Consider the following 15,386-nt stretch of genomic DNA (forward strand, 5'->3'; position numbering starts at 1 on the left):
TTAACCTTTCTACAAAGCAGGAAAGTTGACAAATGAAAGGGAAAAGAATATATTGAAATCACCCATATACCCTAATGGGGTATATGGGTGATTTCAATGTTCTTAAAGTTGAGGAGGAGAAGAAATGTCAGCGTTCATCTTGGAAAAACTTTGTCGGGGGTGCAAACGCTGTGTTAATAGCTGTCCGGAAGAAGCGATTGCCATGTTGTCACATCTGGCAGTTGTTGACCCTGCGAAATGTGTGGAGTGTGAAGCTTGCATGGAAGCTTGTATGCATGGTGCAATCACCTTTGTGGAGATGGGAGAGAAGAAACCGAATGGATGATAAAAGTCAGGCACAAGAACAACAACTTAAACGACAGGAGCTTCAGCTTCAATTGAACGAGATCGAAAACAAGCTGGCCGATCTTAAAGCCCGCTGGCCTTACCATTCTGTACAACCTAGGATGGTAGCGGAACGCGAAGACTTGGAAGAGGAACGGGAGCGTTTGTTAGGCCTAATTAATTCACTGTGAGTTCAAGGTATCTATTTTTCATAGATTAATATCAAATTGACAGAAAGAACATCAATGTGAGAAATTCCTTAAATTATCAAAATATTCATTCTAAAATCTATTGACTTTATTAACTGGTTTCATATGACGATTTTGTTAAAATGGAGGAAAATTCTAAAGACTGTTTCCTCCAAGCAAAAACTTGGGACGACGTAAAGAGCAGGTTGGTATAGTCTTGGATGGAGAACTGGCAATACAGTAAAATAGCGGGAAGGAAAAACCTCTCCAGGTCATCCTTCTCGCTATTTCTTTTTCGGCAGACTACTTTGAGACATCCCTGTTTTCTTAGCAAATTATAAATAGGGCTTGCTGAATAGCTCCAAAATCGCGAACAACAAGGTTTTCAGAGTCTTTATGTCGAATTCTAATGCAAGGAACTATTGAAAAACAGATTAAAAACCTTGCACTTATGAGGATGACCATGTACCGTCAACCGAGTGGTCAAATGAACATAGAAGACTTTATTTTGCCCTTTGAAGGGAAGCTTAATCCTGAGAATCGTTGGGTTAAGTTAGCTAAGCTTATTCCTTGGGAAAAGATTGAGAAGAACTGATAAGTTAATGAAAGAGTCGGCTTAATAGCTTGAACGATTACAACAATCAAGAGCATTGTTGTAAAAATAAAGATATTTCTGACACTATCGATATTTAGTTGTGTAAAGGCTTCCTTAAGAGACAATATTTATCACATCCTATCTATTTCATTTTAGCCTTTCTGAATTTGCGGAGTAAGTATTTTATCGCCCTCCTTAATCTCTCCGATTACTAATTACATGCTTAGGGGCGAATATATACCCAACCTTCTACTTGTTTTTTCACTATTTCACCAACGCCAGCGGAAACGACAGTCACAAAATCAAGCAATTCCTCTTTTTGAATACCTAAATCACGCATAGCATTGGCACATGCGCATAATACAACCTTCTTTTCTGCTAATTCCTTAAGCGCTGTCTCAAATACATTGGTATTCCTTACAAGCATCTTCACTGCTTCGCTATTAGCCACCATTTCAATGTTTAAATTTTCCTCACCAAGATCAGCAATTAAATTGCTAATATTATGGAGCACTAAACCAGCTTTATTCTGCTCATCGATATGAAAGATCACCTTGAAATTATCCATCATTTACCTCCTAGCCTTCTGAGACCATTTTACCCAAAATATATCACAGTTTATTTATGTTTTGAGAAATCTTTAGTTATCTTTAGTTATCCTCTTAAATGGTTATCATTTAAACCTTTGTTTTCTGATGATGGAAAATCGTTAAGGCCCGTAGATCGTATCTTCTTATTTTCAATGAAAGATCGGCTCCATCACTTATGGCCTCGACGGCCATTGCCATTACCTTGTAATCGTCTTTAAAGCTATACTTATCATTGTCTTTTAATTCTTTGAAGGCCTTATTCGAGTTATTCCCTATAGCTATAAATCGTCAAATTCGATTACATTTTCGATTCCATCCACATTATAGGATAATTTCTTATCTGGGATATGGTTTATCTATGAAACTGACCGTTTGCCTATGCTACGATGAAAACTGTCCAAATACGATTTATCCTTGGCAAGAGCTAAAGTGGCTGGCGAATTTGTATTTTATGCTTGCTGAACGTATGGAGTCTAGTCATTTGTGTATTAAAGATAAATGGCGTGTCTCGGAAAGTGGGATTCTGTTTTTTAAAAGTTTTCCATTTACAATTCCTGAAGCGGTATTCCAAATGACAATGATAAAGCATATCCATAAAATACTTAATTGTACGGTATTGGCAATTGCAAAAAAATTGCTTCCAGTAAGTTTTTCTAAAGCGTAAGTTCCATTAGTAAAGCTTCCAATAGGAAACACATAACTCCACCAACCTAAATCGAAAGGAATTCCTTCGCCGGACTTGCGTAAGTGAAGCATGGTATGCAAGGCTGACATTATGATCCACCACCAGCCCACTCCCCATAACGATCCGGCAAAAAGCAGTGCAACAGGGCGCAGGAGAGGGGCTAACTGTCCCAAACTCCCGGTCTGAAAGGTTAAACCACAAACGGTAGACATGGCCATACCGATCGGGCCGATTTCTACCCATAAACTCGGTACTGTTTGCCCAGATAAGCGGCTATGATAGACAAGGCGGAAATAGACCAGACCGCTCACCATAATAAATAAAAAGAAAGTAACTCCAAACAAGGCGATAATGAAAAAAGTCATGGGTATTTGCAGTGAACCGGCATAGGGCAATAAATTCACACCACTTGCAGCAGCGACAATGGGTGGAACAACAGGAATCAACCAACTTGCTAAAGCATCCTCTGGTTTTACTTCGTGCTTAACAAATAACAAAAATGGGATGGTAATGACCGAAAAACAAGAAACGGCAACTCCAATTAACCATAGGAATTTGCTGATGGCTAAAGCTTGATTTAAAGGCAAGAGATGGGTCCCAACAAGAAAATAAGCGTTCCCGACAACATTAATTGCCATTGCCAGAGCACCATAAAAGATGGCTCGTGATGGGTGGCTAAAATCAGCAAGTGCACAATCCGTATGCAAAATCCAGCGCATGGACCAAAGTAACAGAGAAATGAGGAAAACAACATTAAGCAGGATAAATAGAAGGATGCCAATTTGATGTTGTCCTGGCAAGACTAAAGGGAACGTATAAGTTAAAACCGAGACAATCCCAATTCCCATAACCGTCGTAAACCAGTTAGTACCGAAGCTCCTTGTAAATGACACGATTAAATCACCTCTATAGTTATTTGACTATCTATAGGTTATGCCTTAAACTTTAATAAGTAAAATTGTTAGTTGTTATCCAATTAATAAGAATAGCTTATTAGTGTTGGTGACGTAAATATTTAAAGAAATCAAAGGGCTGCGTTTTTGAAAGAAGGGAATAGATTTGGACCAGCGTCTTCTTACGTTTGTAACGGTGGCGGAAGAAAAAAGCTTTACTCGGGCTGCCACTGTCTTGCATATTACTCAACCGGCAGTTACACAGCATATTCAGAATTTGGAGTCCGACTATAATGTCACTTTATTGGAACGGGGCAAACGTTCGGTTAGCCTCACAAAAGCAGGTGAACTAGTGTTTCACCAGGCCAAGCAAATTCTGGCTCACGATAAAGAGACGAAGCGCTTGGTTGATGAATTGCTCTACGGTGAATGTGGCAGTATAGTTATCAGTGCCAGTTTTACTTTTGGTGAATATATTTTGCCGTACGTTCTGCGACGATTTCAGAAATTATATCCACAAATAGCCTTTATGGTTAACATCGTAAATAGTGATGAAGTAATTCATCAAGTACAGAGTCGTGAGGCCGATATTGGTATTATTGAAACCGAATTTTCCAGCGAGAGTTTAAAGGTGGTTCCTTTTGCCCAAGATACGGTTAGCTTTATAGCTGCTTCAAATCACGATTTTTATCTTGGCGAGGTACCTACGGTAGAAGAACTGGCAAGGCAAACATGGATTCTGCGTGAAAAAGGGTCGGGAACCAGACATATAGCAGAAAAGGCCCTTGAAGAGCTTAATATTGCCCCTGCCCATGTTTTGGAATTGGGGAGTATTCAAATTATTAAAGGAACTGTTGAAGCTGGATTAGGCATTTCGGTTCTTTCCAATTGGACGGTTCGTAAAGAGCTTTCTTTGAACACTTTAAAGATAATCAATCCGGAAGGCGTGGCCTTGACCAGATCGTTTTCATATATTTATTTGCCAATAGAGTGGCAAACTAAAACGATCCAATTATTTGCCGGTTGCTTAACGGAAATTTCGAGCTTCCAGCCAAGATAATGGGTTAAATAATTTTTCGACATATCAAAATAATTAACTCGTAGAATTAACATGCCTAGCAAATTAGTATTCAAATTTTAATACAATTAATGAACATAAAAAGTCCTTAATACTGGGCTTTTCGGCTTTGTGAGCAAATTGAGCATCGTGAAATTAATGAACAAGTTGATATGCACCTGTTGGGTGCAGTTGATTTACGCCACAATTTTCAGCAAAAAACAAAAAGCCCAAAACCATATAAAAGAGGTTGAGGGAGTTTTTTATCTGATTTTTCGGCAGAAGTCGAAAAAAGTGTTTCTGGTATTTCAATAATAGATTATTATCAAAAGTGACGCAAAACCAATGAAGCCGCCATTCGTGCTACACGGGGAGCACTAAATGAGGACAATCGCGAAGCGGCGTCCCAATATATTGTTAAATTAATTGAAGAAAAACGCATCGACAAGGAAACGGCATTACTCGCGCAAGCGCATATTCGTCGTATGGAAGTTGCCGTTACCAATCGGTCGAGATTTAGATTATTGATAATTTGGACGTTATTAAAGAGAATCTTATACCAAAGCAGTCAGATATTAATGCCTGAGAATCATGAATCATGCAATTGGCACCCTGTATTTACATTTCAAATTGTGGTAAAGAGGTTAAAAGCTCTCGTAAAGGCAATCTCAGGGTGATAATGCTAATAAGGAAGGGAGTGTTTAATTTGAAACTCTGGATGTTATCAATTGGTCTTGCGGCTATTCTTCTTCTCGGTGGTTGTAGCGGAAATGTGTCCAATACAAGCAAAACACAAGTAAGTGAACAAGGAAAAAATAATCCTGAGAATACGCAAAAGGATACTAATCAAAACAGCAACACAGCTTTCTCCCAGACACCTGTGAATTCGAAGACTAATGAACTAATGTTTAGTGACATGAAGGTCGGAGACCTTACATTAGGGCAAACCCTCGAAAGTGTTCAGTCAAAGTTTGGAGATCCTGAGCTTAAAACAATCGCTCATGGAAATGGCGATCCACAATGGGAATACAACAAGCAAGGTTTTGTTGTCATTGGGTCAAGGATATGGAAAATCAGAGTTTTTAGTGGTTTTGCAGGAAGCACTCCGCGAGGAATTCATATTGGCAGTACGGAGCAAGATGTAAAGAATGCATATCCATTTCTTAAGCTAGTACAAAAAGGAACCCAACTTTTCGGAGAAACGTCGGATAAGAAATATAGCATAGATTTTATGCTTTCCCAAGGAATAGTTACTCAAATCATAATGTCAGACGAAAACCCTTGAAGATGTAAGAGGCTGTCTCAAAATGATGTCTACGACATCACGAAGAGGCAGCCTCTTTTCAATATTTGGGGAAAAATAAGTTGAGATTGTGAAATCACAAGGGAGTATTCCTGATTTCACAATCTTATTGTTATATTTGGGAACGCTAAAAGAGCACTCTCTAAAACTCCCTAATTAAAAGGCATAAGCAGATTACGCAACCTCTATTTTATGTAACGAACAGCCACATCTGTCTTGTTGTATTTTGTTGTGCAACTTATTGATGTTAAAACCAAAGCTCAAAAGCAAAAATTCAGTTTCAACATTCTTTTTACCACGCATTACAAATCTTCGGAAGCTATGATCTTCCTTCAGAATTCCAAAAGCCCCTTCAACCTGGATGGAACGATTCATTCTTAGTAGGATACCTTCAGCCGTTGTGATATTATGTAAGGATTCTTCTCGTTTCTCCAAAAATACTTTTGATACAGATAGTTTCTTATTACCCGCTGCTTTTGTGCATTGTTTTTTGAATGAACAGCCTCCACAACTCTCACACTCATAGAGAGTTACATCCGATTTATAACCACTTTTCGAAGTTCTTGTCGTCTTTCCGACAGCCACTAGTTTTTTATTATTTGCACAAAGATATTCGTCTTTGACTGCATCATAGACCATATTTTCCCGTTTACCAATGATCTTACTAAAGCTTTTTTTCTTCATTACTTCATAGGTCTGTGGCTTAATGAAAGGCTTTAGTCCTTGTTTCTCAAAATAAACATAGTTTTCTTCACTTTCGTAGCCTGCATCAGCAATGACATTATGATATCTTTTAGGTAAGTTCTCAATTAGCTTTTCTAAAAAAGAAATAAGAGTCAATTGATCGGAGCGCTCACTCGAAATGGCCAATCCAACGATATATTCAGCCTCTACGCCAATCTGCACATTGTATCCTGGCTTTAGCTGAGAATTTCTCATATGATCTTCCTTCATATGCATAAAAGTGGCATCCGTATCCGTCTTTGAGAAGCTATTTCTACCATCAAAAAGCTCGTTATAACGATCATATCTCGTTTGTTTTTCCAAGAATTCTTCTAGTGTCTCTGTTGCCCTTTGCAGATTAGTCTTGCGTTTTCCCTTTCCAGAAACAAACTCTATTTTTTCGGCTTGTTGCTTCTCCTTCAGAAAAGCAATGTAATTCTGAAGGGTTTCCACTGTGATTGCCGACTCGCTTAATGGAATACCAGTTTCGATTTCTTTATTGAGTTTCACAAGAAATGCCCTGGCTTTTTCTTGCAGTTTCTGTTCATTTTTGATGGTGGTTTTCTTCCATACGAATGTATATTTATTGGCATAGGCCTCAATTTTTGTACCATCTATAAAAATATTTTCATACTGGATCTCACCCAGTTCACCTAGTTTAACGACCAATTGGTTGAAGAGCCCTTCGATAATTCCTTTAATCCGACCGTTGCGGAAACGAGCAATCGTATTATGGTCGGGCACCTTCTGTCCTTGGAGCAACCACATGAAATTAATATCTCTCCTACAGGCTTCCTCTATTTTTCTGCTTGTGTAAATGTCGTTCATGTAAGCATACACCAATACTCGGAATAATGTCTTGGGTGTGACTGCTGGATTTCTTCCCTTGGAAGAGTACGCCTTGTTTAAATTTGTATAATCTAATCCCTCCGTCATATGGCATAGCAGTCTCACCGAGTCATCTTCTGGTATTAATACTTCCATGTTTAGTGGGAGCACGAGTTGATAAACCCCACTATTTTCGTTATAATTTTTGCGTATAGTTTTGTTTTGTAGCATAAACTAATTATACCGAAAAGACGGGTCTTTGGACTTGTCTTTTTGTATTTTTACACAGAAAGGGGCTGCCTCTCCATAGAAATTATATTTCTATTTTGAGACAGCCTCTTGTATTCTCGTTTCAAAATCTTGGTTGGGGATTAGTAGACATCAAGGTGTAATAAATGTTGGCGCAGTAATTTACTGGTCCTCCGGTGTAATTAGCATAGTAACCTTGCCCTAATGCTTGGACTGCAGTACTAAATCCTGCAAGCCTGGTTCTAGCATCGTTCATTTCAGAAAAACAAGCCGAGGGTGATGAACAAAGCCAAGTTCGTCATGCTTAAAGGAACGACTACGTTCGTCTAGTGGGCTATAGGAAGTTGAGCGGAGAAGGGCAGGCGTCTACTTTAAGATATCCCGAATAATTTCATTAATCAGGTTCGGAACAATCTGGCAAGAGTAAACAATCTCAGTCCGTTCGTGCTTCTTGTGAGCATCAAGGCCATAAGGGCCGATACAGATCACGGGAACATTAAGGTCCCGGATATTCTGATAGTTTACATAGTGTTTGGTTCCCCAGGCCGGATTATTTAAAGTTGCCGCTCGAATTCCCGCTTCGTTGTCGCTTAGTGCCACAAAACTCATGTCCGAAATATAAGGGAAGAAATTACGGGTGACTATGGGGTTCGGATAGGCTGGCTGAATTTTGGCAATGGCCTTTTCGAGAGCATCAATCAATTGCTGTTCCTGCTCATTTTTACCGGTAACTTCAACTCGCGGAGAATAGAGAGATGAGTAAAACAGGACCATAGCCGGACTTTTATCCTGCATAAATTTCCAGGCTTCCTCAACTACCCTCGCTGAATACATGCGTAGATCCAAGGTAGAGTCAGTGAGAAGATCCGCGGTAAACTCTTTCATATGAGCGAGATAAGCCTCTCCGTTTTGCTCCACCAACTGCCTGTGAAATTCTTCATAGGTGAATACCCGCACCTTCCAGGGAACAGGATGGGAGGTTTCCCCGCTAAGTCGGCAATAAGCCTGATAGCGCTCGGTGAAGGTATCCAAAGCTCTTTTGAAGGCGATTTCAGCATGATGCTTGAGCCTTTCCAGGACCTCTTTGGGACTCCAAGAATGTATTAAAAAATTATAGTAGACGAATGCGGATAGAGCAGTTTGAACCGTATAAGACGGTTTTAGATCTGTTTGTTTCAGGGAAACCGGCGGAGCGGGCGTCTCACCGTAAGCTTTGTCGATGAGGAGAGGATTGTAGTTAATTTCCCTGGTTAGTTCGGCAGCTAAAAAGTTTGGGTCGAAGCCTTCGAAACAAGAGCCGACGTGTGTTTCTTTTCCCGTGATAAAGAATGAAGGCAAGAGTTTGCCAACAGACCCTTTATAAATATAGCGATTTTTGTCCCCTTCATAGCGAGGAGAGACAAAATCGGCATTGATTGCTGCTGCATAGTTGAAATGATAGGTTTCTTTCCACTTCTTAAGGATTTTTAAGGCTGAGAGAATGCCGTGGGAACTGTCTTCTTCATCGCACTCTGCTACCAACAAAAGGTTTCCAGCGAGATCCTCGGGGTGTTCGGCATAATGTTGGAGCAAATAAAGGTGACTTGCTAAGCCACTTTTCATATCTAAAACTCCCCGGCCAAACAGCCATTCTCCTGAGTTTAAGTGCTGTTCTATGTTGGCGGGGAGTTTTTCTGATAAATAGGCCTTACTTAATTTATCAGGATGACAAGCTAAATCCTTAAATTGAGCAAAGTCATCGATCCCGACTGTGTCAATATGCCCCAGAAGGATTACTGTTTTATCCGAGGAGCATTTAGTTCCTTTGACAAAAGCTGTGATATTATAGCGTTCGACCTCATCGTCGGTGGTACGGGACATCATTAAATGCTCGGGATTAGCGATAAAATATGGAAGAGTCCTTAACTGGTGGTAGATGGCTGCAGCCAAGGCTTTTTCTCCAGAAGTGTTCACGATGCTTGGGATATTCACTAATTTTTTTGTGATTCGCAAGACATCATCAAGGCAATTTAACATAACCAAAATCTCCTTGTTCCTTAATGCTTTTTAATTAAACAAAGCGACTACACATCCTCGTTCTTACCTGAAACTAAGGGGGAGACGCTTTATAGTATCGTTCCATTTCTGGATAACAGTTGACCAGCATTGATTTCTTTGACGATTCCATTATCTAAGACGACGTTGCCATTAACGATGGTATATCGTACTCCGCTCGCCATAGTTCGTGGGTTCAGAGGGTCAATTTCCTCGTTAGTGGGATATCGGAAATGATCCGGATCAAGGATTACTATATCGGCAGCGTTACCTTTAGCTAAAACCCCTCGACCCTTTAATCGGAACTGTTGAGCCGGAAAAGACGTTACCCTTCGGATAACCTCTTCTAGGGAAAGCCCTTTTTGTTTGCATAAGTCAAAATAAATAGGAAACGCACCTTTTCGGAATAATTCATACCAGTCGTATGGGTCGTGAAGGTTTCCAAAGATCCTGTCTGAGCCTACCATGACGAGAGGGTTATGGGCAACATCATCAGGGTAAGGGGTTCCTGGAAAGTCCCAACGGTTTAGTCCTCCCTGACAGAAGGTTAGTTTAGGATTGTTATTGGCCAAGAGTTGGAGAATTAAATCGTCGACAGCCGTCCTTTTTTCATCAGCTATGCCTTTGAGAGTTCGACGTTCCATCTCAGGATCGGCAGTGTGAAACACCATAAGATTATCTTTAAATCTAATTTTTTTAAGCAGTTTCCGGTTGATTTTATGCGCACTATCGGTATCTTGCAGCACATTTCGATTCAGCTCATAGGTCTGAGATATTGAAGGCAACATAAACTGAAGAAATCTGTCCCATCTCTTAAAGTGCCCACTGCTTTTGGGGATTGTGTCAACGGCAATCTCCAGGCCCCGATTCCTCGCAGTCAGGATTTCAACGAAAGCCTCAGGACAACTCGGGGTTAGATGGGAGATCTGTACTCTTATATCGGCGGCTTCGCCAATTTGTATTGCTTCTTTAACGGCTTCGAGAATCCCGAGATAGGTTCGGAGATGGGACGTATAGATCCCGTCGTATTTTTGGGTTATCTTAGCGAGTTGAATAAGCTCATCCGTAGCGGCATGTTTGCTGGGTCTATAAGCTAAGCCTGTAGATAGACCTAGAGCCCCCTGTTCCATGCCTTCTTCAATTAAGCGGCTAAGTTCTTTGTACTCCTCGACATTCGGAGTCCTGGCATTTGTTTTACCCATAACGCTCCAGCGTAAAGAGCCATGGCCTAAAAGAAACCCCATATTCAAATTAGTGCTTCTGCTTTTAATAGTATCGATATAACTAGAAAAACTGTTCCAGGCAGGCACGGAACGTTTATATCGTTCTTCTTCCTCAGGGGAAATCAGCCCACTTGTAGTCATATACCGATAGATATTATCTGACGAATAAGGAGTTATAGAATGTCCGCAGTTCCCATTGATTGTAGTGGTCACACCTTGGCGCAGATAGTCCTCAAACGCCCCGCTTGTCAAAACGGCAAGCTCGGCATGAACGTGTGGGTCGATAAACCCCGGACTTACCACAAGCCCAAAAGCGTCAATGATTCGCCCAGCGGTGCACTCAAGTTTAGAGGCAACTCCCATGATTTTTCCCTTACTTATGGCTAGGTCTGCATAAAAACCTGGTTTTCCTGTGCCATCAATGATGAAACCATTGATGATCAAAAGATCACAATCCATTCTTTGTCCACCCTAAAACTGTAAAATGTTTCCCTCTAATTACATTAACACATTCCACGTAACTGACAAGTCCAGATTTTATTTCTGGGAGTTATAAGCCATCTACCGCGATTAATACTCGTGTGTTGAACAATGTTAGTATATTGATGACATTTGGGGAACACTTTCATCTATGGAACAGCAATACTGGAGGTGTAAGGAATTGTCAGAGGATATTCAGACTCTTAAAGATCACTATGAACTTGCCATTGTGGGATGTGGACCAGCAGGGATGGCTGCAGCACTCAATGCCAAGATCAGAAATCGGGATTTCATTTTGCTGGGCTCGGAATTCTGTAGTCCAAAACTCTCCAAAGCGCCTCAAATTGATAATTGGCTCGGTTTTCCCGAAATTAGCGGAGAGGATTTAAGACAGCGATTTTTAAATCATCTTAGGGAGAAGGACATTCCTATCGTTCCCTTCAAAATAACCAATATTTATCCCGGTCCACCTTTCACCTTAGTTGGAAAGGAGAAATCTCTGGAAGCGGATGCTCTTATTTTAGCAACGGGTGTATCAATTAGTAAACTTTTTCCCGGAGAGGCTGAATTACTTGGCCTGGGTTTAGGGTATTGTGCAACATGCGACGGACCGCTCTATAAAAATAAAAGGACAGCGATTATTTCCTATAATCAAGAAGGCGAAGATGAAGCCAATTTTATGGCCAATATTTGTTCGAAAGTTTATTATATACCTTATTACAGCAATCCTTTACAGCTCGACTCACGAGTTGAGGTTAAAAAGAGCAAGGTTCAAGGAATCATCGGCAGTCAAAGCGTGGAAAAACTTGATTTCGGTGAAGAACAATTGGCAGTGGATGGAGTATTTATCATCAGAGAAAATCTGCCTGCTGAGCAGCTTGTCTCCGGTTTGGAAATGGAAAATGGAAGCATTAAGGTGAATCATAACTTGGAAACAAATTTACCTGGTTTATTTGCAGCAGGAGATTGTACCGGTCAACCCTATCAATTAATTAAAGCTGCTGGAGAAGGCGGTACTGCGGCGCTGCAGGCCGTAAAATATCTTGATAGCTTAAATTCTCCGGAACGCAAGGCTCAAGGGGGAACTGTATTTTCTGAGAATACTTTAGCCAGCAGATAGCAGCAAGGGTAAAAATTTTGCTTCTGGTGGAAACAGGGTTTTATCTATCCAAAAGTCAAATCCTTAGGCTTTAGTGGGTACCGTTTAAAGGCTTTTTATCCAGAAGATAAATTAATATAGGGTAGGATTTCCCTACCCTAAGCCAAGTTATTGAGATACGAACGTAATATTCCTAAACGGGATACGAACTACCGGACGAAGTCCATCAATAGGAGTGCCAATATTGGAAAACAACTGGGCATTGGTTAATAAGGCTACGCCATCTTGTAAACCGCCAAAGTTTCCAACCCAGAAGCCAGAGTCCATGCCAATCGCTAACCGTGCTCCGATGGGGTAAGAGTCGAATAGGCCGATTCTGGAAGGTCCGCAAGGTCCGCAAGGTCCTCCTAACGATGAAAACGGTGACCCAAATAGCATATCGGTGATCCCCTTTCTGTTTATTAGCCACAAGGGCTATAAGAAGTAGAAAACTTACGGGGATTTGCCATTTGGAATATTACTAGTACAACATATTCGAACAAGTCCTTTAGTGCTACAAAACTACGAGGCTATCGTAATTTCTTATGAGCTTAAGACTTCAATGTCGGGTATTTTGAGGTTTACTGACTTATAGAATATTCAGCTCCACAGGTATCAATATCGAGAACAATGGTCTGAGCTTTCGTGCCGTGTTGCTCCATAATGTTTAACATGGCATGACCTACGGAAATTTTTAAAGTCTCGGGGATAAGGGCAATCAGGGTAGGGCCGGAACCACTTAGTGCAGCTCCATATGCACCGGCATTCAGGGCCGCTTCTAACGTTGCTAACAGGCCCGGAATGAGAACTGCCCGTTGGTTTTGGTGAAGCATGTCACGCATCCCTTCTTTTAAGAGGGAATACTCTTCGCGAATAAAAGCATCAATTAAAAGTCCAACGTGAGAGATATTAAAAACTGCTTCCTGCCTAGATACTTGGGGAGGTAAAATTCCCCGCGCTTTTTCTGTTTTCAGTCGCAGGTCGGGAATGAGAACTACTGCTTTTAAACTTCGTGCCTGACCTAAGACTCTTGGGAGAATGCCCTCTTCTGTGGGGATTGATAAGGTGATTCCGCCATACAAAGCAGGGGTGACGTTATCAGGATGTCCTTCAAGGGTATTGGCAATTTGCAGCAGCTCTAATTTTGTTAAAGGTGATCCAGCTAGGGCATTGGCTGCAACAAGGCCGCCGACGATTGCTGCCGAACTGCTGCCAAGGCCGCGAGCAGGAGGAATGTGATTTTCCAGGGTCAGGGCGACAGAAGGAGTTGGGTAATCAATACTCGCCCAAAGATGGCACATCGTTCGCCACACCAAGTTGCTTTCATCTGTGGAGATTCCCTCGCTGTAAGTCCCTGTCAAGGAGATTTGGAAGGGCTGTCCCACTTCAACCTTGATAGAATTGTACAATTGAAGTGCTAGTCCCAGACAGTCAAAACCAGGTCCTAGATTTGCGGAGGTGGCAGGGATTTTAACAATCATGACTTTGAATCCTCCCCTTTTTCAAAGCGAATGACATTATGAATATTGAGTACTTTGCTATACGCCCGGACAGAGTCCAGAGCTTCTTGAAGTGCACCTTCACGGCAAGGGTGTGTCACAAGCACAATTTCGGCCTGTTGTTCGCCGCGAGGTTTTTGGATAATTGAGGCGAAGCTGATATTGGCTTCGGCAAAAAGCAGTGCTAAGGTGGCAAGGACGCGCGGTTCATCTTTGACCAGGAGGCGGATATAGAATGCCGTATGGAACTCTGAGGCAGCTTTGAGCCCAAGATTACGGTAACAGGTGCAGTTGATAACAGACGTTGAGTTGGACTGGATGTTGCGAATGACCCGGATGATGTCGGAGACGATGGCACTGCCTGTCGGGAGAGAGCCTGCTCCCCGACCATAAAACATGGTTTCGCCGACGGCATCCCCAACGACGTAAATGGCATTAAAGACGCCCTTGACAGAGGCAAGAGGGTGGTTGTTAGGCAAAATTGCAGGATGGACTCGGACTTCGATTCCTTCCTCTTGATGTTTGGCAATGGCCAATAATTTAATGGTGCAGCCAAGTTCCGCTGCATACGCTAAATCTTCCCGCGTAATTTTCGATATGCCCTCTACAAAAACATCCTGAATCGTAACCCGTGAATTAAAGGCGATGGAAGATAGGATGGCTAACTTACGCGCCGCATCTAAGCCATCGACATCGGCAGCGGGGTTGGCTTCGGCATATCCTAAGCTTTGGGCTTCGGCCAGTACTTCAGAATACTCACGGTCCTGTTCTGCCATGGCAGTCAGAATATAGTTTGTTGTCCCATTAATAATTCCCAGCAACGCCGTAATTCGATTGGCGGCAAGAGCATGCTTGAGCGCGGCAATGATCGGAATACCTCCTGCAACGCTCGCTTCAAAATGGAGATCTTTGCCGGCAGCATTGGCCGCATCAAGAAGTTCCTGACCATGTAAAGCCAATAAATCCTTATTCGCCGTAACAACATGTTTTCCTTGGCGTAACGCTTCTAATATATAAGAACGAGCCGGTTCAATTCCACCGATTACTTCGACGACAATATCAATGTCTGGGTCGTGGAGGATATCATCCGCTTGATCTGTGAGCAGAAAATCTCCCTGCACCTCGCGAGGAGTAAGAAGGTTTCGGACAAGAATTCGTTTAATATGAATCTCGCTTTGGGTACGAGTTTGAATATCTTCAGCATTTTGCTGCAATATGCTAACTACGCCGCTTCCGACAGTTCCAAGGCCTAATATGCCGATGTCAATGGACATTTTGTGACAGCTCCCCTCAATAAAAACAAATGTGTTGCCATAGTGGACATTATACCGCTTTATATCAACTTTTGACAAGGGATTCCTGAAGTAATTGTTAATTTAAGAGAAAAAGGGTTGACACTGAGGATTGTATTCTGTATCATATACACAAAGTTAGCAATAAGGATGTCTTATAACAGAAGAGGAAGTGTATCTAGGGTTCCGGGGCAGCCTGTCTGGTCCAAGCGATACAGAATCCAATCAAGGATTTACACCGTGGGTAGAAAAAACCCAAGCGGAAAGTTCCACGTTGCTAGGGAC

General features: G+C 41.6%; 14 protein-coding genes. 6 read left to right on the plus strand and 8 right to left on the minus strand.

The window, feature by feature from the left end:
• Positions 1–124 precede the first annotated feature (124 nt).
• The 3 genes from VZF35_RS21825 (at position 125) to VZF35_RS21835 (ending at position 1,107) form a co-directional block, all read left to right on the plus strand.
• Positions 125–325: a DUF362 domain-containing protein gene (locus VZF35_RS21825; RefSeq protein ID WP_407308487.1), complete on the plus strand. Its 201-nt coding sequence runs from the start codon at positions 125–127 to the stop codon at positions 323–325.
• Positions 318–515: a hypothetical protein gene (locus VZF35_RS21830; RefSeq protein WP_407308488.1), complete on the plus strand. Its 198-nt coding sequence runs from the start codon at positions 318–320 to the stop codon at positions 513–515. The genes VZF35_RS21825 and VZF35_RS21830 overlap by 8 nt, the downstream gene beginning before the upstream one ends.
• 406 nt (positions 516–921) lie before the next feature.
• Positions 922–1,107 carry a hypothetical protein gene (locus VZF35_RS21835; protein WP_407314889.1) on the plus strand — a complete coding sequence of 62 codons (186 nt, stop codon included), beginning with the start codon at positions 922–924 and terminating at the stop codon, positions 1,105–1,107.
• A 223-nt stretch (positions 1,108–1,330) separates the two neighbouring features.
• On the opposite strand, the gene VZF35_RS21840 is transcribed toward VZF35_RS21835, so the two are convergent.
• Entirely contained in the window at positions 1,331–1,675 is a 345-nt protein-coding gene (locus tag VZF35_RS21840; protein WP_407308489.1) for a DsrE family protein, read from the minus strand.
• 499 nt (positions 1,676–2,174) lie between these two features.
• Positions 2,175–3,275, minus strand: coding sequence for a C4-dicarboxylate ABC transporter (locus tag VZF35_RS21845; protein WP_407308490.1), 1,101 nt, complete (start codon positions 3,273–3,275; stop codon positions 2,175–2,177).
• A 166-nt stretch (positions 3,276–3,441) separates the two neighbouring features.
• Here VZF35_RS21845 and VZF35_RS21850 point away from each other — a divergent pair, with 166 nt between their 5' ends.
• Complete coding sequence (locus VZF35_RS21850; protein WP_407308491.1) at positions 3,442–4,335, plus strand: LysR substrate-binding domain-containing protein; 894 nt, start codon at positions 3,442–3,444, stop codon at positions 4,333–4,335.
• A gap of 703 nt (positions 4,336–5,038) precedes the next feature.
• Positions 5,039–5,617, plus strand: a complete 579-nt coding sequence (locus tag VZF35_RS21855; RefSeq protein ID WP_407308492.1) for a hypothetical protein — start codon at positions 5,039–5,041, stop codon at positions 5,615–5,617.
• A 192-nt stretch (positions 5,618–5,809) separates the two neighbouring features.
• On the opposite strand, the gene VZF35_RS21860 is transcribed toward VZF35_RS21855, so the two are convergent.
• From VZF35_RS21860 to VZF35_RS21870, 3 genes are all read right to left on the minus strand, one after another.
• Positions 5,810–7,417, minus strand: a complete 1,608-nt coding sequence (locus tag VZF35_RS21860) for an IS1182 family transposase (RefSeq protein WP_407308493.1) — start codon at positions 7,415–7,417, stop codon at positions 5,810–5,812.
• A gap of 384 nt (positions 7,418–7,801) precedes the next feature.
• A complete protein-coding gene (locus tag VZF35_RS21865; RefSeq protein WP_407308494.1) occupies positions 7,802–9,451 on the minus strand; it encodes a M20/M25/M40 family metallo-hydrolase in 1,650 nt (549 codons plus the stop codon).
• A gap of 89 nt (positions 9,452–9,540) precedes the next feature.
• The gene (locus tag VZF35_RS21870; RefSeq protein ID WP_407308495.1) at positions 9,541–11,151 is read right to left on the minus strand and encodes an amidohydrolase family protein; all 1,611 of its coding nucleotides are present in this window, start codon (positions 11,149–11,151) and stop codon (positions 9,541–9,543) included.
• A 202-nt stretch (positions 11,152–11,353) separates the two neighbouring features.
• Between VZF35_RS21870 and VZF35_RS21875 the strand changes: the two genes are divergently transcribed.
• Positions 11,354–12,292 carry an NAD(P)/FAD-dependent oxidoreductase gene (locus tag VZF35_RS21875; protein ID WP_407308496.1) on the plus strand — a complete coding sequence of 313 codons (939 nt, stop codon included), beginning with the start codon at positions 11,354–11,356 and terminating at the stop codon, positions 12,290–12,292.
• A gap of 147 nt (positions 12,293–12,439) precedes the next feature.
• On the opposite strand, the gene VZF35_RS21880 is transcribed toward VZF35_RS21875, so the two are convergent.
• The 3 genes from VZF35_RS21880 to VZF35_RS21890 form a co-directional block, all read right to left on the minus strand.
• A complete protein-coding gene (locus tag VZF35_RS21880) occupies positions 12,440–12,709 on the minus strand; it encodes a hypothetical protein (RefSeq protein ID WP_407308498.1) in 270 nt (89 codons plus the stop codon).
• A 182-nt stretch (positions 12,710–12,891) separates the two neighbouring features.
• On the minus strand, positions 12,892–13,791 hold the full coding sequence (gene thrB, locus VZF35_RS21885) for a homoserine kinase (protein WP_407308499.1): 900 nt from the start codon (positions 13,789–13,791) through the stop codon (positions 12,892–12,894).
• Positions 13,788–15,083: a homoserine dehydrogenase gene (locus tag VZF35_RS21890; protein WP_407308501.1), complete on the minus strand. Its 1,296-nt coding sequence runs from the start codon at positions 15,081–15,083 to the stop codon at positions 13,788–13,790. Before VZF35_RS21890 ends, thrB begins: the two co-directional genes overlap by 4 nt.
• Positions 15,084–15,386: the final 303 nt, after the last annotated feature.

Source organism: Desulfosporosinus paludis (assembly GCF_045689965.1).
GTDB lineage: Bacteria > Bacillota > Desulfitobacteriia > Desulfitobacteriales > Desulfitobacteriaceae > Desulfosporosinus > Desulfosporosinus paludis.